This is a genomic window from Enterobacter sp. SORGH_AS_0287 (assembly GCF_031453695.1).
Lineage (GTDB): Bacteria > Pseudomonadota > Gammaproteobacteria > Enterobacterales > Enterobacteriaceae > Enterobacter > Enterobacter ludwigii.
In genome coordinates this window covers 2,949,291-2,969,924 of record NZ_JAVIZW010000001.1, presented here as the reverse complement: position 1 = coordinate 2,969,924, position 20,634 = coordinate 2,949,291, and the positions used below count along the sequence as shown (strand labels likewise).

The following is a 20,634-nucleotide window of genomic DNA, read 5'->3' as shown; positions in this document are numbered from 1 at the left end:
TCTAGGCACCGACACCCATGGTTACGCAAGTCACACTCAAAAGTTTGAGCGCGATCTCAACACATTAATGTTAACGTTAACTTTTGTGATTAACATCGAGTATCACATCAAAATCGAGTGTACGCCTGAAATGTTAACGTTACCATCTTAGCATATCCTTCTTGCGAGATTACGTAGATGAAAAAACGGCCTACTCGAAGTTACATGCTGCTCAGCGCTCTGCTGTTCTTTTTCTTTGTGACCTGGTCCTCATCAAGTTCACTACTCTCAATCTGGCTTCACCAGGAAGTGGGGCTAAAGGCATCGGAAACCGGCATTATTTTTTCCGTGTTATCTGTCTCCGCGCTCTTCGCGCAGGTCTGTTATGGCTTTATCCAGGACCGACTTGGTCTGCGCAAACATTTGTTATGGTTTATCACCGCGTTGTTGATCCTCTCCGGCCCGGCTTATCTGCTTTTTAGCTACTTGCTGAGCGTTAATATTCTGCTGGGCAGCGTATTCGGGGGCTTATTTATCGGGCTGACGTTTAATGGCGGTATCGGCGTTCTGGAGTCCTATACCGAGCGCGTTGCGCGTCAGAGTACGTTTGAGTTTGGGCGGGCACGCATGTGGGGGTCTCTGGGCTGGGCGGTCGCCACGTTTTTTGCCGGGTTATTGTTTAATATCAACCCTGACCTTAACTTCCTGGTGGCGTCATGCTCAGGGTTAATCTTCTTCTGTCTGCTGGCCCGCTTAAAGGTGGCCGCGCCGGCAAGCATGGAGAAACTCGAAATTGGCGCTAAAAAAGTTTCTCTGGAAGACGCCCTGCGTCTGCTTACTCTGCCGCGCTTCTGGGCGCTGATATTCTTCGTGGTCGGAACCTGCATTTACGGCGTATACGATCAGCAATTCCCGGTCTATTTCTCGTCACAGTTCCCGACATTACGAGAAGGGAACGAGATGTTTGGCTATTTAAACTCTTTCCAGGTCTTTCTCGAGGCCGCGGGTATGTTTTGTGCGCCATGGCTGGTTAATCGCATTGGCGCTAAAAATGGCCTGATATTCGCAGGTATGGTGATGGCGCTGCGCATGATTGCTTCCGGGCTGGTGGAAGGCCCCTTGCTTATCTCCATTACCAAACTGCTTCACGCGGTCGAACTGCCAATATTGTTAGTCGCCATATTTAAATACAACAGCCTGAATTTCGACAAACGTCTCTCCTCCACCATTTATCTGGTGGGATTTGCCTGCACCAGCTCCGTCATTGGCACCGTCTTGTCCCCGCTGGCAGGCTTTAGCTATGAGAGATTTGGCTTCGCCCAATCCTATCTGATCATGGGCATCATGGTGTTCAGCACCACGTTTATTTCCATTTTCCTTTTGCGCTCAACTAAATCCTCATCTGAGCCATCTTTTCTGCAGCAAAACGCTGTGTAATGTACTGAGAGTAAAGACGATGACATCCTTATTAGAACAGGCTGAACAGGTGCTTGAAAAAGCACAATCCGGGATTAATCCGCGCTGGTATCCGCGCTATCACCTCGCCCCTCGCGCAGGCTGGATGAATGATCCTAATGGCCTGGTATGGTTTGACGGCTGGTATCACGCCTTTTATCAACACCATCCCTATTCCCCGAAATGGGGTCCGATGCACTGGGGGCACGCCCGAAGCAAAGATCTGGTGCATTGGGAACATTTGCCCGTCGCGCTAGCGCCGGAAGGCCCGGCGGACAAAGACGGCTGTTTCTCCGGCTCCGCCGTGGTGGACGGCGATACGCTGGCGCTCATCTACACCGGACATAAATTTCACGGCCCGTCGGACACAGACGACAACCTCTACCAGGTGCAGTGTCTGGCGACCAGCCGTGACGGCATCCATTTTGAACGGCACGGCAGGGTGATTGATACACCGCCCGGACTGCATCACTTTCGCGATCCGAAGGTGTGGCGCGAAGGTGAGTTCTGGTACATGGTTGTCGGCTCCCGCGTGGAAAATACCGGCCAGGTGCGCCTGTACCGTTCCACCGATCTCCGCGAATGGCATGACGACGGTATTTTCGCCGAGGCTGATGAAGGCAAGGGCTTTATGTGGGAATGCCCGGATTTCTTCACCCTCGGAGAGAAGCGTGTCCTGATGTTCTCGCCACAGGGCATGGCGGCGGAAGGGTATGACTATCGCAACCTGTTCCAGAGTGGCTATTTACTTGGGGACTGGCAGCCAGGTCAACCGTTCACCCACAGCGGACAATTTACTGAGCTGGACCACGGTCACGACTTTTATGCCCCGCAGAGTTTCGTGACCCCGGATGGCCGACGCATTGTCATCGGGTGGCTGGATATGTGGGAATCACCGATGCCCGAACAGCAGGATGGCTGGGCCGGAATGCTCTCGCTTCCACGCGAATTAAGCCTTGTCGATGGCCGGGTGAGAATGAAACCGGCTGCCGAAGTGACCGCGCTGCGTGGCAGCTATTATCCCACGCCCGTCCGCTGCCTGAACAATCAGAACGTCCTTGTCGCGGCAGATGCCGACGCGGTCGAAGTTCAGCTGGCATGGGATTTGAGCGCATCGACGGCTGAACAGTTTGGTATCGCGTTGGGCGACGGGCTGAGAATTTACGTCGATGATCAGGCCGGGCGTCTGGTGGTGGAGCGCCGCTATCCGGAATATTCGCTGGAAGGCACGCGCAGTATTCCGCTACCAGCAGACAGCGTTCTGTCACTGCGAATTTTTATTGACCGCTCATCGGTGGAAGTTTTTGTTAACGATGGTGACGCTTGCTTAAGCAGTCGTATTTATCCGCAGCCGGGCAAGCGCGATATTTCATTGTTTGCAAATCAGGGGAAGGCCTCATTATACGATGCGGGATACTGGTCTTTAGATAAATAATTCTCCGTTCCGACCCGTTTCTTGCAGGGTGAGTTTTTATTTCTGCCAGTCTCTGGCTGGCATGTTATTGTCTGGAATAATGAGAGAGCAAAATGGATGAAAGCGTAATACCTCAAAATTGCATTACCGCGAAAGATAAAAACATATTTGTTCCAGGAAAACAGACGCTGGCATTAATGGTGACATTAGCGGCATTTCCTGCCATTGCTGAAGACGTTACAGGAAACTATCAAAGCTATTTTCAGGATGAATCAGACACCAACGGTACGAGTGTATCATCAGCCAATAACGGCAATGAACAATCGTCCCTTCGTGCTTCGTCTTCTCCGGTTGCTGCAGGTCAAAAACCTGAACTCACGACCTCGTCAAAGCCCGTGACGTTATCGGCGCAAATGGAGAATAAAAAAGTGGAAGTGAAAAAGCGTCCTAAAGGGGATAACCCCGAAGACGTCAGTTTGTTGCGTTTAAGGCAGGAAGATCCACCGGTTCACTGGAACAGTATCGGTCGTAACATGGAAGTGGGTGGCCTGCATGGAAACATCGGGTCTCAGATAGAAATTGACGATGTTCGCTGGAGCAATAATAAGAAAAACAGCGGCAAGTTTAAACTCGCCACCATTCAGGCCTTTTTAAGGCACGATGAATTGCCTAACTGGTATTTCGGTTTCTGGAATGCCAGAGAAGACAGTTATAAAGGACAGTTCAGTAATCAGGACTATCAAGGCACCAATACCATCAATGAATTTTTTGTGGGCCATATTTTCGAAACCTGGCGAGGGAATATCGGTACGGAAGTTATGGTCGGGTCCGAAACGGCAACGAAACGCTGGAAAAACCGGTTTAAGATCTGGCAGGACCTGCGACTGTCCAACAAATGGAGCCTGGCCGGATACGCGTATGGCGAATATCAGCCTCAGGGGAACGAACCGGGGAATGGCGATCTGGAGCAGTACATTTTCGAAATTGAGCCAGCCATTCAATACCGCGTGAATCCGGATCTCGGACTCTATTTGCGACCCTATTATTATCATAACCGCCAGGAGCGTCAGAGCTGGGGCGATATTGTCGAAGAAGAATGGAAAGTCACGGCCGGACTCTGGCGAAACTGGTATCCATTATTAACCTCCCTGTATGTTGGATTTGGCCAGGACAAAATAGATAACGCCAGCAATGCCAGCGAAGTTTTCTATGACGGTCGGTATAAGTTTATCGGTGGCACGCTGAGTTATCCGGTATTTGGTGAAGTGCGATTATACGGTGAATTCAAAGCACAATTTACGAAAGAAACCGGGCTTTGGACATCGACCGGTCACTCATGGAACCCGTTTACCGTGGTTGGCGTGAATTATAACTTCTGACATTCAGGTGTAGCATGAAAAAATTAATAGTTGCGGCATCTGTCGCGCTGCTTGCGCTTTCACTCGGCAATAATCCTGCCTGGGCGCAGCCTTCGAAAGAAACATTACAGAATAAAAGTATCACCCATATTAATGGCTTTTTCCCGCGGGTTGACGGTTCATTTGTGGGCGACCCTATGCCCGTGTTTAACGATGGCAAATTTGATATTTATTATCTTAATGATGTCCGCGGCGGCAGCGATCTGGGGGTACATGCTTTTCATCTCTTGTCGAGTGCCAACTTGTATGATTATCAGAACCATTCCGAAGTGATCCCCTACGTTAACGACGTTGACGATCCTGAACTGTTATTGGGAACCGGTTCGATTATTAAAGTCGGCGATACCTGGCATGCCTGGTACACCGCGCACAATGAAAATGTGTTCCCGGTTGAGTCTATTATGCACGCGACCAGCAAGGACCGCCTTCACTGGGTGAAACACCCGCAGGACACCATTTTACCCGGCGGTAACTATCGGGGTAATGATTTCCGGGACCCTCACGTCGTTTGGATTGAGGAAAAGAAAGAATACTGGATGTTAATTACTACGCGCAGTAACGGTCGTGGGGTTATTGCCCGGTACAGTTCAACGGATTTAACGCACTGGGAAGATCGCGGCGTATTTTTTGATAACGACACCATCACCAGCAATGCCAACCTCGAATGCCCGACACTGGTTTACTTCAACGGACGCTGGTATCTCAGCTTTAGCGACCAATGGCCGTTACGCCTGACACAATACCGGGTTGCGGATAATCCTGAGGGGCCGTGGCGGAAACTGGGCAATTATGTGGTCGACGGCTCGGGTTTTTACGCGGGTAAACTGGTACTCAAAAACGATCGGCTGTTTGTTTTCGGCTGGATCCCGACGAAAGCCGGTAACCGTGACAGCGGCAACATTGACTGGGCAGGGAATCTGGTAGCTCATGAGCTCACCGCAGATGATCAGGGCCAACTCAACAGCATCCTGCCCCAGGAGCTTCAGAAGGTCATCAGTGAGAATCCTGGTCCGGTGACCACCTTAACGAGCACTAAAACGCTTAAAACGGCCACGTCGTTCGGCCCCTTACAGTCGGCGCTGTACCCGGCCTTGCCTGAACGCGGTGAGTTGAGCGCAACCATCGATGTTCCTTCTGCCGGAATGGTGATGAGCTTTGGTCTGACCGACGACAGAGTCAGTGATGCGATGCTGAACGTTGTATTCAATAAGAGCAAAGGAAAAGTCTATTTTTTCAACGCGCCGCTCGCGTCGATTCATCAGGCTAACGCGGAATCCTGGGTAGATGTTCCGATCGGGGAAAAAATTGAGTTACGCGTTCTCATTCAAAACTCAATTGCTGTCTTTTATATAAACAATAAAACGGCATTCAGTACCCGGATGTATTCCATGCAGGAGAAGCCGTGGAGTATTAGCCTGCCTCAAAACGACCATTTTCACGCGACGTTGAAAATAAAAGAAATGATTTAACGGGATATTATTATGAAAAACTATCATGCCCTGTCTGTTATTTTTGCTCTTCTGTTTCCCGCGCTGGCGAATGCGAGCATGAGCATCATGAAGGACCCCTCGGGAAAGGTTGTTGCCGTGGACCCGTGGTCCTATCTGGATGAAGAGGTTATGTGGACCTCAGCCCGCTCCTCCAATCCTGCCGGTGGCCGCGTTCATGGCCAACTGAAGATGAAATATGCCATTGAGGACAATAACTGGCGTAACAGCCATTTCCACAACGGGAATGATTCACTGACGTTTGTACAAGGCGTGATGCGACACGATGCGTTACCCGGTTGGTATCTGGCTTTTTCTGAGGGCAGAACCACCCACTATAACGGGACGTGGGAGGATCAGTCTTACCTCAGCCAAAACCAGTGGACTCAGTTGATCATCGGCCATGAATATTTTTACAAACGTCTGCGCTATGGCTGGGATGTCATGGGTGGAAGCGCCTCAATCGAGGACCGCTGGCAAGGCCGCGTTAAGTTCTTTACCGATCTTCGGGTTACGGACAATTTCTCATTCTTTAATTATTTGTATCAGCAGATCGATCACCGCCGCAGCGGTGGGTCGCAAAATGACCGCGACGTGCGTTCATTTCAGATTGAGCCTGGCGTGCAATATATTATTAATAACACCACCGGCGTCTGGTTCCGCCAGCAATTTGCCTCTGCCATTTTAGACAGGGCGCAGTGGGGCGATATTGACGAAAAAAGCTGGACCACGTCTGTCGGCGTCTGGCGCAACTGGGGGAAATTATCCACAACGCTCAGCGGCGGGTATGGCCATTATAAGAAATACAATGCGCAGCCTGAAGATGGCGAAGTCTTCCAGAATACCCGCAACCGCTTCCTGAAGGTATCGGCAAATTATCCGTTAACCTCTCGTTTTACCGTGTCAGGAGAAGTTACTGGCTCGTTGATAAAACAGGACGGAAGCTGGGTGACCCACGGTGAGGCTGTTACCACCGAATATAAGCTGATGCTGGATTATAACTTTTAACCCGTATGCCTGGATAATCCATGGTACCTGTTCATGCTTAAGCGCTATTAAAAAACTGACCTTCCCGCAGGTCGCATTTAAAAAGTTAATTATTATTGAGGAAATGTCATGAATATCTGGACTCTTGGCGATGCAGTGGTGGATCTTCTACCGCTTTCAGACATGCAATATCAGGCCTGCGCAGGAGGTGCCCCGTTCAATGTGGCAATTGGCGCTGCGCGTCTGGGCTGCCAGAGTGGTTTTATTGGCCGGGTCGGTGAGGATGACTTTGGTTATTTTCTGAAGAAAACGCTGTCTGACGCAGGCGTTTCAACCGAAAGTCTGCAGTTGGATAATCAGCACAGAACCAGCACGGTATTGGTCTCTCTGGGCCGCGCTGGCGAGCGTGGATTTACCTTTTTAACCAACCCTTCCGCGGATCAATTTTTAACACCCGATGCGCTGCCCGACTTTAGCGACGATATTCTGCACTTCTGCTCTCTGGCCCTGGTCGCCGAAACGTGTCGTCATACGCTCGTCACCGCCATCAGCCATGTAAAACAGCGTGGGGGATTACTGAGTTTCGACGTGAATTTACGGGAGCAAATGTGGCCCGATAAGCATGAAATGCTCGAGACGGTGCGTCATTTCGCCGCCCAGGCCGACATTCTTAAACTCTCGGAAGAAGAATGCCACTGGATGACAGGCTCTCACGATTTTTCCCATGCGCTTAATGCTCTCAATGCTCTGCCCGCGCAACTTAAAGTCGTGACCTACGGTGAGCAAGGTGCCATGGTGCTGTGGCGCGACAGCGTTATTCATTTCGACGGTTATACCGTCAACAGTATTGATACAACCGGGGCTGGCGACGCGTTTGTCGCAGGGTTGCTGGCCTGGATTGCACATCGCGGGATGCCGCAGAATGTTGAACAACTCCACCAGTCCATTGCTCAGGCCAGCGCCTGCGGTGCCCTCGCGACAACGCGCAAAGGAGCGCTGACCGCGCTACCTGATACCAACGCGCTCAATACCTTTATCACTCGATTCTCGCTACCGGATTACGAGGTGAAAAAGGGCTAAACAGGGTGAGAACATGTTTTGTTCACATCCTGGATATCAGCGCCGTCCAGACCATTGAGCAGGGCGGCTAGCCGCATCGGTAGAGATATCCCCTGACGCCATCCCTCCAGACTCACTACCGCCGCCACTGCTGCGAGAGTGCGGTGGTTCTGGTTGTGAAGGCCACAGATGCAGGCGTCGACTGAGGAGAAGACGACTGTAATCGCGAGTTCAAAACACCGGCACCCCCAGCCCAACCTTCACTTCCCTCAGCGTTCCCTGCGTCACCGCCTGCGCCCGTTCCGTGCCGCGCTTCAGCATCGCCATCAGCTCCCCTTTATCCTGCATGTACATCGCCCTCCGTTCCCGCATCGGTGCAATCAGCTCCTGCAGGCACGCCTCCAGCTCGTTCTTGCATGGCCGGTCACCCAGTCCGCCCGCCTGATAATGCGCCTTCATCGCTGCCACTTTGGCTTTGTCCGGATGAAACGCGTCGAGGTAGGTAAACACCACGTTTCCCTCAATCTGCCCCGGGTCGCTCACCTTCAGGTGGTTCGGGTCGGTGTACATGGCGCTGACCGCACGGTGAATCGTCTCTTCACTGGCGGAAAGGTGCAGGGTGTTGCCCAGTGATTTCGACATCTTGGCGCTGCCGTCGATACCGGGCAGGCGGCCGGTGTCGCTGAGCATCGCTTTGCAGTGGCGCAGCACCGGGGCAGGCAAGAGGCTGTTCATCTTGTGCACAATCTCATTGGTCTGCTCAATCATCGGCAGCTGGTCGTCGCCGACGGGGACGCACTCGGCTTTGAACGCAGTGATGTCCGCCGCCTGGCTGATGGGGTAGGCCATAAAACCGACCGGCAGCGAGCGGGCAAAGCCTTTCTGCGCAATCTCGTTTTTCACCGTCGGGTTACGCTCGACGCGGGCGACGGTGACGATATTCATATACAACATTGTCAGCTCGGCGAGAGCGGGCAGGGCGGACTGCAGGCAGAGTGTCGTCAGGTTCGGGTCGATGCCGGCGGCGAGGTAGTCGGCGAGCACTTCAGGGATGTTGTCGCGGATTTTTTGCGGGTTGCTGCCGTTGTCGGTCAGCCCCTGGAGGTCGGCAATCAAGACATACTGGTTATGCGTCTGCTGTAGCGCCACGCGCTGGCGCAGCGAACCGACGAAATGACCCAGGTGCAGCGGGCCGGTTGGGCGGTCGCCGGTGAGGATGGTTTGAACGTTCATAAAGACTCCTTAATGTGCAAGTGCCGAAAGGGGTCTTAGAAATGTGAAAGCCGCCTTTCGGCGGCTATCTGAAAATGGGGAAAACTACTCCGTGCCGCCTTTAAGAAGGCAGCCACCAGCGGTTTACGGTGAGCACGGCGTGGTTTATGTTCATGAAGTTACCGTACCACGTCTGGCGCAAAAAACAAAAGGGCACGTCATGCTGCAATCACTCAACCATCTGACCCTCGCGGTCAGCGACCTGCAAAAAAGCGTTACCTTCTGGCACGAGTTGCTGGGGCTGACGCTGCACTCCCGCTGGAATACCGGGGCCTATCTTACCTGCGGCGATCTGTGGGTCTGCCTGTCCTATGACGAGGCGCGCGGTTACGTGCCGCCGCAGGAGAGCGACTATACCCATTACGCGTTTACCGTTGCGGCGGAAGATTTTGAGCCGTTCTCGCACAAGCTGGAGCAGGCGGGCGTTACCGTCTGGAAGCAAAACAAAAGCGAGGGGGCATCGTTCTATTTTCTCGACCCGGACGGGCACAAGCTGGAGCTGCACGTGGGCAGCCTCGCCGCGCGGCTGGCGGCGTGCCGGGAGAAACCCTATGCCGGAATGGTCTTCACCTCAGACGAGGCTTGATGTCCGTACCTTCAGCCTGCCCGCCAGCGTCACGTGGGTGGCGGCATCTTCCTGATTGCACAGGTACTCCACCGCCAGCCGTCCCAGCTCGCTGTAGGGGAGCTGGATACTGGTCAGCGGTGGGGTGAGTTGCTCGGAGATCTTCTGGTCGTCGTAGCCCGCCAGCAGCATATCCTGCGGGATGCGCACGCCGTTTACCGCCAGCGCCTGATAGCAGCCGATCGCCAGCCAGTCGCTGGCGCAGAAGATGGCGTCCGGGCGTTCGTCCAGCGCCAGCAGAGAGGTGGTGGCGGTAAAGGATTCGCTGAACTGCCAGTTGGTCTGGCGCACCAGACTCTCGTCACAGGCTAAACCGGCCTGCTGTAAAGCGGCCTGATAGCCGGCCAGCCGCTGGCGGGAGGCCTCCATCCAGCTCTCGCCGGTGATGTGAGCGATACGCGTTGCACCGCAGGCGATCAGGTGTTTGGTCACCTGGAAGGCGTTGGCGTAGTCGTCCGGAATAAACGACGGCAGCAGCGGCGAACCGGGGTCGCGCTGATTGAGCAGCACCAGTGGAATGCGGGTGCAGTCCTGAAAAGCGGTCATGTCGACAAGGGTGGTAACGGGGGAGGCGAGGATAATCCCCACGCAGTTGCGCTTCTCCAGCTGGCGGATAATGTTCAGTGCCAGCTCTACGTCATCACCGTAGTCGTACACCGTCAGCAGCGCTTCGTTGCGCCATGCGGCTTCCCGTGCCTGACTGATGGCATCGATAAACGGATCAAAGCTTTGCAGGGAACTTACCAGCAGGGCGATTTCCTCCTGGTTGCGCGGGGCGTGAATGGCAGGCAGGCGGTCATAACCGAGCTCGGTCGCCACGCCGATCACCCGCTGGCGGGTCTCGTCGCTGAGCTTGATGTTACGGGACTGGTTGAGCACCAGCGATACCGTCGCCTGCGACACCCCCGCCGCCCGCGCAATATCGTTCATCGTGACTTTTGTTTTTCGCTTCATCCGTCCTCTCCCTCTCGCGACACCGCATCATACCCTAACTGTTCGCTTACGCGCCGTCGATCACGTTTCTTATTCGCGCCTGCATGAACTTTGTGAAGGCTGTCGCTTTTCGGAGCGTCATGAATTGCGCATTTATCCCGCAACTAATATTTATTAGCTAAATATTATCAGTAAGAGGACGCGTAATGAAAGAGCAGTGGAGCAGGGAGCAGGCACAGGCGTGGTATCAGCAAAAAGGCTGGCTGTGTGGGTTTAACTATTTACCGTCGACGGCGGTGAACTGGACCGATATCTGGCAGGAAGAGACCTTCGATGCCGATACCATTGACCGCGAACTGGGCTGGGCGGCGGAGGCGGGCTACAACACCCTGCGCATCAACCTGCCGTTTATTGTCTGGGAACACGATCGCGACGGCCTGATGGCGCGCATCGACGCGTTTCTGGCGATGGCCGACCGCCACGGGTTCAGCACCATGCTGACCCTGATGGACGACTGCGGTTTCTCCGGCGATGAACCGTATCTGGGGCCGCAAAAGCCGCCGGTGCCGGGCAAGCACAACAGCCAGGCGGCAGCGAGCCCGGGGCGCGATAAAGTCTGCAATCCCGACTGCTGGCCGCAGATTGAGCGCTATATCCGCGACGTTATCCGTCAGTTCCGCGACGATGAGCGCGTACTGCTATGGGATCTGTATAACGAGCCGGGCAACCGCGGCATTTTTGCGACCGGTACGCAGGAGGTGCAGTACGACGCGAAGCTGGAGACCTGCGCGCATGAGCTGATGAAGCTGGCGTTCCGTTGGGTGCGTGAAGAGGATCCCACTCAGCCGCTCACCGTCTGCGCGTGGCGTCTGCCGGCGGAAGAGGAGGACGAGACGTTTTATCAGCATCCGCTGGATCAAACCGCGCTGGCGCTATCCGACGTGGTGAGCTTCCACGCTTACACCAACACCGGACGCATGACCGCGATTATCCAGCAGCTGCAGGCGCTTGGGCGGCCAATCTTCTGCACCGAATGGTTGGCCCGCCACGTGGGCAGCACCCTCGAGGAGCAGCTCCCGTTGATGTACACGGCGAAGGTCGCGCCGTATCAGTGGGGGCTGGTGCGCGGTAAAACCCAGACGTGGCTGCCGTGGCCGGTGGTGATGAAGGAGTCTACGGACTACTGCCGCCTCTGGTTCCACGACGTCTTTGAGGAGAACGGTATCCCGTTCTCGCGCAGTGAAATGGCCTTAATGAAGAAGCTCCGTAAGATCGCCCCGAAAGCGCAGGGCTAATAATATCGACCCGGCGGCCTGCCGCCGGGCAACCAGGTACGCACTATGGCAATGACAATGAAAATACCGTCTCGCGAGTTGTGGTCTTATTTTGGTTATGGATTAGGTCAGTGTTTTAGCTTTGGTTTAGTGGGTTCGTTTATTAACTATTTTTACACCGACGTGCTGGGGATTTCGGCGCTGGCGGCGAGTACCATCTTCCTGATTGCCCGCGCGTGGGATGCGGTTCACGACCCGCTCTTTGCCAGCATAATGGACACCATTAACACCCGGTTCGGCAAGTTTCGCCACTTCTTGCTGATCGCCCCGTTACTCATTACCGGCGTCACGCTGCTGTCGTTCTATAAAATCGAAGCGGACATGACCACCAAAATTCTCTACGCCGGGGTGACGTACATTCTGTGGGGAACGCTGTACGCCATCTCTGATATCCCGTTCTGGTCGATGTCGTCGGTGATGACTAATGACTCCGGGCAGCGCACCCGCGCGGTGACGGCGGCCATGCTGGGGGTTAACGCCGGGATCGCCTGCGCCAATATTTTCTTCCCAAAACTGGCGGCGTTCTTCGCCCAGTACAGCAACGACAAAGGCTATTTTATGGCGGCGCTGGTGATGATGCTGGTCGGCCTGCCGCTGATGCTCAACGGCTTTATGCAGATTAAGGAGCGTGTGCCGCCGAGTCCGGAAAAGGTGACGATACGTGACACTTTCCATAACCTGCGCCAGAACAAGCCGCTGTTTATCGTTCTGCTGTCGTTCTTCTTCTGCGTGTTCCATAACGTGGCTGGCGGCCTCTACATCTACTTCTTTATCAACAATATGGGTGACGGCAGCCTGCAGATGGCGATCGGCGTGATGGGGATTATGGCGGCGGTGGTGTGTCTCGTCGCCCCAATGCTGACGCGCAGGATGCAGAAGCGGAAGCTGTTTATGATCCTCTGCGGGCTGGATGTCGCGGTACGCGTGGTGATGTGGTTTGTGGGCTATCAACAGACGGCAATGCTGTTTATCCTGCTTGGCCTGAGTACGCTGTTTGTGATGATGTCCAACATCCTCACCTCGTCGATGATTGCCGACACCATTGAGTATGCGGAGTACCACACCCACAAGCGCTGTGCGGCGATCACCTTCTCCGGACAGACCTTTACCGGCAAGATGTCGGTGGCGGTCGGCGGTGGGCTAATCGGCGTGTTTCTGACGATGATCGGCTATGTCCCGCAGGCGCAAACCCAGAGTGACGGCGTGCTGTCGGGGCTGTTCTTTGGTATCTGTCTGCTGCCCGCCATCGGCTCGCTGATCCGGCTTGGGTTTATGTCGCGCTTTACCTTTACCGAGGAGAAGCATGCGGAGATTTGCCGGTTGCTGGCGGAACGTCAGCACGAGAAAGCGCAGCAACGTGAGGGCGAGGAAAATCTGGCGCGCCCGGCCACGGTGAATTAAACATTAACGCCTGCATAGCAGGCGTTATGTCTTTTACTCTCCTGTGAGCTCAATCCGGTTGCCGTCCGGGTCCGCAATCACCGCCTCATAAAACCCATCCCCGGTCATGCGGGGGGCGCTGAGCAGGGTGCCGTTTGACTGTGCCTGCGCCGCCATACGGTCCACATCAGCCTGACTGCCGACGTGAATGGCGATATGCGCCCAGCCAATAAACTCCGGATGAGCCGGGGCGTCGGGCAGGTCCGGAACCGTCATCAGTTCAAGGGTTGGACCGCCATCCAGGGTAATAAAATGTGACGCAAAGCCCGGGCGATTTTTGCTGAGGTAGCGTTCATTACGGCGTCCGCCAAAAACCGTTTCCCAGAACTGTACCTGTGCATCAAGGTGTCGGGTCCAGAGTGCAACATGGGCAATGTTCATTGTTATCCTCGCGGTGAGTGCTGATTGACAGAGCACGCGCAGTGCAACATTATGCGCTTTGATGCTCGGTTTTGTTATTTTAAAGGACTTATAATGCTCGATTATGCTGCTTTTCCGGAGCAACGACAAGCGCTGATCCGTCAGATCCTTCAGGAGAGCGGAAGGGTGGTGTGCACCGAACTGGCGACACAAATGAAGGTCTCCGAGCACACCATTCGCCGTGATTTACATGAGCTTAGCAAAGAGGGCTTCTGTAAGAAGGTCTACGGTGGCGCGGTACTTCAGCTGCCGGATGCGGGGACATTTAGCCGCCGTGAGCAGGAAAACAGTGCACAAAAAGCCACAATCGCGCAGAAAGCGGCAACGCTGATAAAAGCAGGTGGCTGTATCTTTATGGATACGGGCACCACCAACCTGGCGCTGGCGAAAGCCCTTCCTGCCGAACTCAGCGTGACGGTGGTGACCAACTCCCCGGCCATCGCGACCGCGCTGCTGCAACATCCGCTGTGTGAGGTGATCATCACCGGCGGGCAGATCCAGCGGGCGTCCGGCGCGACGGTGGGTGCCACGGCTGCAAGCCAGCTTGAGGGGATTATCTTTGATCAGGCCTTTATCGGTGGCTGTGCGATGGATCCTGAGATGGGGCTGACCGGCTTTGATTTTGCCGACTGTGCGTTCAAAAAAGCGGTGATCGCCCAGAGCAACCAGACCATCGTGGCGTTGACTGCTGACAAGCTTCCCGGCGTGGCGCGCTTTGTCGTGGCAAAGAGCCGGGACATTGATGTGCTGGTGGTGGACGCGAATATTAAACAGGACGTTATCGACGCGTTTGCGGCGCAGGATGTTCGCATTGTGTGCGCCTGAGGACTTTGACCGGTAAAACAGGCTACACTCTGGTTTTGAGCGCTAAATGCTGAGGACATAACAATGCACTACACACTGAAAGAAGGCGATAAGGATAAAGCGGAAGGGTCAAACGGCGCGGGCGCGCTGCAGCAAAAACTGCTCGAGTCCCGCTCGATTGTTATCTCCGGTGAGATCAACCAGGAACTGGCGCAAAAAGTCATTACCCAACTGATCCTGCTGCAAAGCGTGAGCAACGATCCGATCAAGCTGTACATCAACAGCCAGGGTGGCCACGTGGAAGCGGGTGATACCATCCATGACTTCATCAAGTTCATCCGTCCGGACGTACACATCATCGGTACCGGCTGGGTGGCGAGCGCCGGGATCACCATCTTCCTGGCGGCGAAAAAAGAGCATCGCTACTCTCTGCCCAACACCCGCTTTATGATCCACCAGCCGCTGGGTGGCGTGCGTGGTCAGGCGACGGATATTGAGATTGAAGCGCGCGAGATCATCCGCATGCTGGATCGCGTGAACAAGCTGATTGCGGACGCCACCGGCCAGCCGCTGGAAAAAGTGAAAAAAGACACCGACCGCAACTTCTGGATGTCTCCGGCAGAAGCGCTGGACTACGGCATTGTGGGTAAACTGATTACGCATTATGACGATCTGAAGCTGGATTGATCCCTCAGGGCCGGACGTTTGCGCCGGCCTTCTCCTCTCGTTTGACCCATGACAAGTTCCCCCTGGACCGTCTCCCCTATAATCGCGCCTGTTTACCCTCTCACTGGTGCTACCCATGGCGTATCAACTGAACCTGAACTGGCCGGAATTTCTTGAAAAATACTGGCAGAAACAACCCGTAGTGCTGAAAAATGCCTTCCCTGATTTTGTCGACCCGATTACCCCGGACGAACTGGCAGGGCTGGCGATGGAGCCTGAAGTCGATAGCCGTCTGGTCAGCCATTCCAACGGTAAATGGCAGGCCAGCAATGGGCCGTTTGAGCACTTCGATGGCCTGGGCGAAACCGGCTGGTCGCTGCTGGCGCAGGCGGTGAACCACTGGCACATGCCTGCAGCGGAGCTGGTGCGCCCGTTCCGCGTCTTGCCAGACTGGCGTCTGGATGACCTGATGATCTCCTTCTCTGTCCCTGGCGGCGGCGTGGGCCCGCATATCGATCAGTACGATGTGTTTATCATTCAGGGGATGGGAAGCCGCCGCTGGCGCGTGGGTGACAAGCTGCCAATGCGCCAGTTCTGCCCGCATCCGGCACTGCTGCACGTTGATCCGTTTGAGCCGATCATCGACGAAGATCTGGCCCCGGGTGATATCCTCTACATTCCACCTGGCTTCCCGCACGACGGCTTTACCCACGAAACGGCGCTCAACTACTCCGTCGGTTTCCGTGGGCCGAACGGCCGCGATCTGATCAGCAGCTTTGCCGATTACGCGCTGGAAAACGATCTGGGCGGCGAGCACTACAGCGATCCGGATCTGACCTGCCGCGAACACCCTGGACGCGTGGAACAGTACGAGCTGGATCGTATTCGCCAGATGATGATCGACATGATCAGCAAGCCTGATGATTTCACGAAATGGTTCGGTAGCTTTGTCTCGACGCCGCGCCATGAGCTGGATATTGCCACCGCAGAACCGCCGTACACGGCAGAAGAAGTGCGTGATGCATTGCAGGGTGGCGAAACGCTGTCTCGCCTGAGCGGTCTGCGCGTGTTGAATATCAACGGCAGCGTCTTCATCAACAGCGAACTGGTGGAAACGGTAGATGCAAAGGCTGCGGACGTGCTGTGTCGCTACACGGAACTCGGCCAGGCTGAGCTGGGCGAGGCGCTGAACAATCCGGCGTTTATTGACGAACTGACCGGACTGATTAACCAGGGCTACTGGTTCTTCGACGAGTAACGGCTGGCGGCGTTTAGCCAGGCTAAACGCCGCCTCGTTCAGACCAGCATATTACAGGCTTTCCAGTAATTCAGGAGCCGCTCATCGTCGCGCTCCTTCTCTGCTTTTGTTTTCATCGCCTGCGCCAGATTTTCACGCGATAGCTCGTGGCCTTTTTGCACAATGTCTAAAACCGCTTCACCAAGAGCCAGTGAAATTTCTGTACGATTATTACGAATATTACGAATCGTCATTAATGCCTCCTCGTTGGTTGCGATAATGTAATTATGAAATAAAAAATAAACGTCGAGAATAATTCATCTTATTCTTATTTTTTCATTATGCTTCGCTATGCCTCGCGGTAGTCATAATATCCTGTTGTGTCAATGATGTTTCAAAATGCTAATAAGCGCCCGTAAGCCAAATTTATGCGCTACAGTTAATTCCGTGCAACGGCCAAATAACCAAAACGGGAGAATTATTATGGTAGATAAAAACGCAATTATGGATCACGCTCAGGTTGTCGCCAGCTGCGGAACACACGTCGGTGTTGTGGACCATCTGGATGGTGAGCGCATCAAGCTTGCGAAAAGCGATCCGGAATCCGGTGGGAAGCACCACTTTATACCGCTCGGTTGGGTGGACAAAGTGGATGATAATAAAGTTGTCCTGACCAAAAACCATAAAGAGGTTTTTGCTGAGTGGCAGCAAGCATAAATATATCTCTTTAACTGAAATATATTTCTTCGCTCCGGCTCAGACCGGAGCGTAATACGTTTTATGCCCAGTGATTGCTGCCACCACCAATGAATGGTACTGTTTCGTTTGTCCTTTCCCCGATGCAGGCACCGTCATATGCTCCAGCGTGAAAATAGATCAGCGAAACGCCTGTTTTTTGTTGAGGATTTTCAGATATTCGGTGAGCGCTACGGCATCGACTACCGGTTCCCGCAGTTAAAAGATGCGCAGGTCAACAACCGCGCCGTGCTGCAGGGGAATGTGGAAGAGATGACGCTTTCATCCGGCATTTCACTGACCCACTCCAACGTTCGCGTTTTACAACCTTACGAAACCACCTCTCGCCATAGCAGCCCACTCTATATGCTGGTGGTGCTGGAAGGGGGCGTCACGATCGCGCTTAATGGCGTTGAATATGTCGTACGATCCGGCATGGCCTTCAGCTCCCGCCTGAGTGAAGAGCAGATAATGTGCGCGCGTCACGATGCCGACAGCACGCTGAAAACGCTCTCGTTTGGTCTGTTCCCACACGATGCCAGGCGCGAGACCCTGCTTGAGTCGCTGCTCCAGGAATGGCAAAGCCTGAATGCGCCCACTCTGGTCTGGCACGTCCCTGAGTTTGTCCTTGCGGGGATCCAGCATGCTCAGCAGCAGGGTCTAAGCGCGTTATCCCGTCAGCTGTTGCTGGAAGGGCTGATGTATCAGCTTCTGGGCCAGGGTTTGGCGCAGCGCCAGCAATCCTTCCCGTGCCGGCCTGAGCATGCGCGTCTTGAACGCGTGCGCAGCAGGCTGGAACAGTCTCCGGAGCAGGATCATACTCTTGCGCAGCTGGCCGCCCTCGCCGCCATGAGCCCGAGCAGCCTGCGCAGCAAGTTTCGTCAACGCTACGGCTGCACCCTTTTCGATTACCTGCGCGAATGTCGGCTCGCGCTGGCGCGTCGCTATCTGCTTGAAGGCTATAGCGTGCAGCAGGCGGCGTGGATGTGTGGCTATCAGCACGCCACCAATTTCGCTACCGCGTTTCGTCGCCATTACGGTATTGCACCGGGCGACGTGCGCAAACGCCGCTAACCTACTTTCTCTCTTCGCGCGAACGCAACCCGAGCGGTTTAGCACCGCGCATACGTATCCTGGCGGCGCGCATAGCTGTTTGCTCTCTCAAAAAGGTAATAATTCTTATTAACAATAAGAAATACCTTTGGAGAGGGTTATGTTTGCTAAGTCACATCTGGCACTGCTGGTGGGATGGGTTACCGGTAGCGTCGCTTTTCCTTTGCTGGCGCAGGATGCCCAAAAAACGGACACCGTTGTGGTCACGTCACAGATGCAATCTGCTGCCACCAAGCTTGAAACGCCGGATATAGAGACTCCGCAGTCGGTCTCTATCGTTACCCGCGAGCAGTTTGAAGAGCAGGGCGCGACCAGCGTGCGCCAGGCGGTGAGTTACACGCCGGGGGTTTACAGCAACCAGATTGGCGCGTCAAACCGCTTCGACTACATGGTGCTGCGCGGTTTCTCCGACGGCAGTCTGGATAACGTCTACCTCGACGGCCTGAAGATGATGGGAGACACCAACTCTCACAGCTCGCTGGTGGTGGACCCCTGGTTCCTCGACAATATCGAGGTGGTGCGTGGCCCGGCCTCCGTGCTGTACGGCCGTTCATCGCCGGGCGGTATCGTGGCGCTGACCTCCCGCAAGCCGTCGTTCGATCCGGGCGGGGAGATTAAGCTATTTGCCGGGAACAATAACCAGCGCGGGGCGATGTTCGACGTTACCGGTCCGGTCGATGATAACGACCGCGTGGCGGTGCGCCTCAGCGGGATGGCCCGCTATGCCGATTCCCAGTTTGATCCGCTGAAGGAAGAGCGCTACGCGCTGATGCCGAGCCTGACCTGGCGCATCACTGATAACACGCGTCTGGATCTGATGGCCTATCTGCACCGCGATCCGGAAGGGGGGAGCCACTCTGGCCTGCCTTATGACGGCACCGTGGTGCCGCATAACGGTAAGAAAATCACCAACACCTTCTTTGAAGGTGAGGATGATTACGACAAGTACGATCGTCGGGAAAACATGGTGGGCTACAACATTGAGCACATGTTCGACAGCGGCTGGACGGTGCGCCAGAAGCTGCGCTATCTGCACACCAAAGTGGAGCTGAATCAGGTATATGCCGCGGGCTGGCTGAACGATACCGAGCTCAACCGCGGCTATTCCGGTTCTGACGAGAAGATGAATGCCATCACGCTGGATAACCAGGTCGACGGCAGTTTCGATACCGGGGCAGTTAACCACCGTGTGCTGATTGGCCTGGATTATCAGGACCGTACCAATAACGTGACCGGCTACTACGGCGGTTTCCCGCCCATTGACGCGTTCCACCCGGTTTACGGTGCGAAACCGGATTACATCACCCAGTACAGCAAGGAAAAACATAAGCTGCGCCAGACCGGGTACTACTTGCAGGATCAGATGTCCATTGACCGCTGGCGCCTGACGCTGGGCGGGCGTTATGACCAGGTAAGCGTGTCGAACGTTGATAACGTTAACCATACCCGCAGCGACCTGGATAAGAACAACGTCAGCAGCCGCGCGGCGTTGCTGTATCTGTTTGATAACGGTGTCGCGCCGTACGTCAGCTACTCCACGGCCTTTACGCCGACCAGTTTCGCCGATGAGCAGGGCAACATTCTGGACCCGATGAAAGGCAAGCAGTGGGAAGCGGGCGTGAAGTATGAACCCGAGGGGATGAACAGCCAGTTCAGCGCCTCGGTGTTCCGCATCAACCAGAAGAATATCGCCACCAAAGAGGAGCCGACCGATCCGTACCGTTCCATCGGTGAAATCGAGTCCGAGGGCGTTGAGCTGGAAGCGGTGGGTCAACTGACCGACAGCCTGCGCATGCAGGCGGCGTACACCTATACCGACATTCGCTACAAGAAGAGCAGCCCGGAAGAGGAGGGCAAGCGCGCCGTCTATGCGCCGCGGAATATGGCCAGTGCCTGGCTCAGCTACGACGTGAAAACGGGCCCGCTGGACGGCCTGACCGTCGGCTCCGGCGTTCGTTACGTCAACGGCATTACCAGCGATCGCCAGAACACCCATACGCTGCCGTCGTATACGCTGGTGGATATGGTGGTGGGGTATGACCTGTCGAAGGTGGGGCTCACGGGTATGAGCGCGCAGCTGAACGTCAATAATCTGACCGATAAACGCTATGTGGCGGCGTGTAACTCGCTCTCCTACTGCTATTTCGGCGCGGAACGCAGTATCGTTGGCAGCGTTTCATGGACGTTTTGAGTCGGTGACAGTGCCGGGCGGCGGTGACGCCTTGCCCGGCCTGGCGGTGGAGGCATCAGGCCGCA

Annotated in this window: 19 protein-coding genes; 15 read left to right on the top strand and 4 right to left on the bottom strand. The window is 54.9% G+C overall.

Going from position 1 to position 20,634, the window contains the following annotated elements; genetic code table 11:
• Window positions 1–177: 177 nt before the first annotated feature.
• From QE396_RS14115 to QE396_RS14090, 6 genes are all read left to right on the top strand, one after another.
• Window positions 178–1,416 (top strand): MFS transporter, encoded by a 1,239-nt coding sequence (locus tag QE396_RS14115; protein ID WP_014168436.1) that lies wholly within the window; start codon window positions 178–180, stop codon window positions 1,414–1,416.
• Between the two features lie 19 nt (window positions 1,417–1,435).
• Window positions 1,436–2,869, top strand: a complete 1,434-nt coding sequence (locus QE396_RS14110) for a glycoside hydrolase family 32 protein (RefSeq protein ID WP_020885348.1) — start codon at window positions 1,436–1,438, stop codon at window positions 2,867–2,869.
• A gap of 92 nt (window positions 2,870–2,961) precedes the next feature.
• Window positions 2,962–4,227, top strand: coding sequence for an OmpG porin family protein (locus QE396_RS14105; RefSeq protein ID WP_020885347.1), 1,266 nt, complete (start codon window positions 2,962–2,964; stop codon window positions 4,225–4,227).
• A 14-nt stretch (window positions 4,228–4,241) separates the two neighbouring features.
• Window positions 4,242–5,735: a glycoside hydrolase family 32 protein gene (locus QE396_RS14100; RefSeq protein ID WP_047366562.1), complete on the top strand. Its 1,494-nt coding sequence runs from the start codon at window positions 4,242–4,244 to the stop codon at window positions 5,733–5,735.
• A 12-nt stretch (window positions 5,736–5,747) separates the two neighbouring features.
• The gene (locus tag QE396_RS14095) at window positions 5,748–6,761 is read left to right on the top strand and encodes an OmpG porin family protein (RefSeq protein WP_020885345.1); all 1,014 of its coding nucleotides are present in this window, start codon (window positions 5,748–5,750) and stop codon (window positions 6,759–6,761) included.
• A gap of 108 nt (window positions 6,762–6,869) precedes the next feature.
• Window positions 6,870–7,820 carry an aminoimidazole riboside kinase gene (locus QE396_RS14090; RefSeq protein ID WP_020885344.1) on the top strand — a complete coding sequence of 317 codons (951 nt, stop codon included), beginning with the start codon at window positions 6,870–6,872 and terminating at the stop codon, window positions 7,818–7,820.
• Window positions 7,821–8,030: 210 nt separating this feature from the next.
• Here the strand turns inward: QE396_RS14090 and trpS are convergent, their stop codons facing one another.
• Window positions 8,031–9,032 (bottom strand): tryptophan--tRNA ligase, encoded by a 1,002-nt coding sequence (gene trpS / locus QE396_RS14085; RefSeq protein WP_047366563.1) that lies wholly within the window; start codon window positions 9,030–9,032, stop codon window positions 8,031–8,033.
• 199 nt (window positions 9,033–9,231) lie between these two features.
• Between trpS and fosA the strand changes: the two genes are divergently transcribed.
• The gene (fosA, locus tag QE396_RS14080; RefSeq protein WP_020885342.1) at window positions 9,232–9,657 is read left to right on the top strand and encodes a FosA/FosA2 family fosfomycin resistance glutathione transferase; all 426 of its coding nucleotides are present in this window, start codon (window positions 9,232–9,234) and stop codon (window positions 9,655–9,657) included.
• On the opposite strand, the gene QE396_RS14075 is transcribed toward fosA, so the two are convergent.
• Entirely contained in the window at window positions 9,643–10,650 is a 1,008-nt protein-coding gene (locus tag QE396_RS14075) for a LacI family DNA-binding transcriptional regulator (protein ID WP_014168446.1), read from the bottom strand. The genes fosA and QE396_RS14075 overlap by 15 nt on opposite strands.
• A 185-nt stretch (window positions 10,651–10,835) precedes the next feature.
• Here QE396_RS14075 and QE396_RS14070 point away from each other — a divergent pair, with 185 nt between their 5' ends.
• Together QE396_RS14070 and QE396_RS14065 are read left to right on the top strand one after the other, a co-directional pair.
• Window positions 10,836–11,924 (top strand): cellulase family glycosylhydrolase, encoded by a 1,089-nt coding sequence (locus tag QE396_RS14070; RefSeq protein WP_047366564.1) that lies wholly within the window; start codon window positions 10,836–10,838, stop codon window positions 11,922–11,924.
• 45 nt (window positions 11,925–11,969) lie between these two features.
• Window positions 11,970–13,364 carry an MFS transporter gene (locus QE396_RS14065; RefSeq protein WP_020885339.1) on the top strand — a complete coding sequence of 465 codons (1,395 nt, stop codon included), beginning with the start codon at window positions 11,970–11,972 and terminating at the stop codon, window positions 13,362–13,364.
• A 33-nt stretch (window positions 13,365–13,397) separates the two neighbouring features.
• Here the strand turns inward: QE396_RS14065 and QE396_RS14060 are convergent, their stop codons facing one another.
• Window positions 13,398–13,784, bottom strand: a complete 387-nt coding sequence (locus QE396_RS14060; protein ID WP_020885338.1) for a VOC family protein — start codon at window positions 13,782–13,784, stop codon at window positions 13,398–13,400.
• Window positions 13,785–13,877: 93 nt separating this feature from the next.
• Between QE396_RS14060 and QE396_RS14055 the strand changes: the two genes are divergently transcribed.
• The 3 genes from QE396_RS14055 (at window position 13,878) to QE396_RS14045 (ending at window position 16,551) form a co-directional block, all read left to right on the top strand.
• Window positions 13,878–14,648, top strand: coding sequence for a DeoR/GlpR family DNA-binding transcription regulator (locus tag QE396_RS14055; RefSeq protein ID WP_020885337.1), 771 nt, complete (start codon window positions 13,878–13,880; stop codon window positions 14,646–14,648).
• A 63-nt stretch (window positions 14,649–14,711) separates the two neighbouring features.
• Window positions 14,712–15,314, top strand: a complete 603-nt coding sequence (locus QE396_RS14050) for an ATP-dependent Clp protease proteolytic subunit (protein WP_014168451.1) — start codon at window positions 14,712–14,714, stop codon at window positions 15,312–15,314.
• A 115-nt stretch (window positions 15,315–15,429) separates the two neighbouring features.
• Window positions 15,430–16,551, top strand: a complete 1,122-nt coding sequence (locus QE396_RS14045; protein ID WP_047366565.1) for a cupin domain-containing protein — start codon at window positions 15,430–15,432, stop codon at window positions 16,549–16,551.
• A 38-nt stretch (window positions 16,552–16,589) separates the two neighbouring features.
• Here QE396_RS14045 and QE396_RS14040 read toward each other — a convergent pair whose 3' ends face one another.
• Window positions 16,590–16,784, bottom strand: a complete 195-nt coding sequence (locus QE396_RS14040) for a DUF2767 family protein (protein WP_020885335.1) — start codon at window positions 16,782–16,784, stop codon at window positions 16,590–16,592.
• A gap of 229 nt (window positions 16,785–17,013) precedes the next feature.
• Between QE396_RS14040 and QE396_RS14035 the strand changes: the two genes are divergently transcribed.
• From QE396_RS14035 to foxA, 3 genes are all read left to right on the top strand, one after another.
• Entirely contained in the window at window positions 17,014–17,247 is a 234-nt protein-coding gene (locus QE396_RS14035; protein WP_020885334.1) for a DUF2171 domain-containing protein, read from the top strand.
• 138 nt (window positions 17,248–17,385) lie between these two features.
• Window positions 17,386–18,339, top strand: coding sequence for an AraC family transcriptional regulator (locus QE396_RS14030; RefSeq protein ID WP_020885333.1), 954 nt, complete (start codon window positions 17,386–17,388; stop codon window positions 18,337–18,339).
• A 121-nt stretch (window positions 18,340–18,460) separates the two neighbouring features.
• Window positions 18,461–20,569, top strand: coding sequence for a ferrioxamine B receptor FoxA (foxA, locus tag QE396_RS14025; protein ID WP_309952635.1), 2,109 nt, complete (start codon window positions 18,461–18,463; stop codon window positions 20,567–20,569).
• Window positions 20,570–20,634: the final 65 nt, after the last annotated feature.

Excerpts from the sequence above, each read along its gene's own strand:
- QE396_RS14115 (WP_014168436.1), top strand. The coding sequence starts at position 178 with ATGAAAAAACGGCCTACTCGAAGTTACATGCTGCTCAGCGCTCTGCTG.
- QE396_RS14110 (WP_020885348.1), top strand. The coding sequence starts at position 1,436 with ATGACATCCTTATTAGAACAGGCTGAACAGGTGCTTGAAAAAGCACAA.
- QE396_RS14105 (WP_020885347.1), top strand. The coding sequence starts at position 2,962 with ATGGATGAAAGCGTAATACCTCAAAATTGCATTACCGCGAAAGATAAA.
- QE396_RS14100 (WP_047366562.1), top strand. The coding sequence starts at position 4,242 with ATGAAAAAATTAATAGTTGCGGCATCTGTCGCGCTGCTTGCGCTTTCA.
- QE396_RS14095 (WP_020885345.1), top strand. The coding sequence starts at position 5,748 with ATGAAAAACTATCATGCCCTGTCTGTTATTTTTGCTCTTCTGTTTCCC.
- QE396_RS14090 (WP_020885344.1), top strand. The coding sequence starts at position 6,870 with ATGAATATCTGGACTCTTGGCGATGCAGTGGTGGATCTTCTACCGCTT.
- trpS (WP_047366563.1), bottom strand. The coding sequence starts at position 9,032 with ATGAACGTTCAAACCATCCTCACCGGCGACCGCCCAACCGGCCCGCTG.
- fosA (WP_020885342.1), top strand. The coding sequence starts at position 9,232 with ATGCTGCAATCACTCAACCATCTGACCCTCGCGGTCAGCGACCTGCAA.
- QE396_RS14075 (WP_014168446.1), bottom strand. The coding sequence starts at position 10,650 with ATGAAGCGAAAAACAAAAGTCACGATGAACGATATTGCGCGGGCGGCG.
- QE396_RS14070 (WP_047366564.1), top strand. The coding sequence starts at position 10,836 with ATGAAAGAGCAGTGGAGCAGGGAGCAGGCACAGGCGTGGTATCAGCAA.
- QE396_RS14065 (WP_020885339.1), top strand. The coding sequence starts at position 11,970 with ATGGCAATGACAATGAAAATACCGTCTCGCGAGTTGTGGTCTTATTTT.
- QE396_RS14060 (WP_020885338.1), bottom strand. The coding sequence starts at position 13,784 with ATGAACATTGCCCATGTTGCACTCTGGACCCGACACCTTGATGCACAG.
- QE396_RS14055 (WP_020885337.1), top strand. The coding sequence starts at position 13,878 with ATGCTCGATTATGCTGCTTTTCCGGAGCAACGACAAGCGCTGATCCGT.
- QE396_RS14050 (WP_014168451.1), top strand. The coding sequence starts at position 14,712 with ATGCACTACACACTGAAAGAAGGCGATAAGGATAAAGCGGAAGGGTCA.
- QE396_RS14045 (WP_047366565.1), top strand. The coding sequence starts at position 15,430 with ATGGCGTATCAACTGAACCTGAACTGGCCGGAATTTCTTGAAAAATAC.
- QE396_RS14040 (WP_020885335.1), bottom strand. The coding sequence starts at position 16,784 with ATGACGATTCGTAATATTCGTAATAATCGTACAGAAATTTCACTGGCT.
- QE396_RS14035 (WP_020885334.1), top strand. The coding sequence starts at position 17,014 with ATGGTAGATAAAAACGCAATTATGGATCACGCTCAGGTTGTCGCCAGC.
- QE396_RS14030 (WP_020885333.1), top strand. The coding sequence starts at position 17,386 with ATGCTCCAGCGTGAAAATAGATCAGCGAAACGCCTGTTTTTTGTTGAG.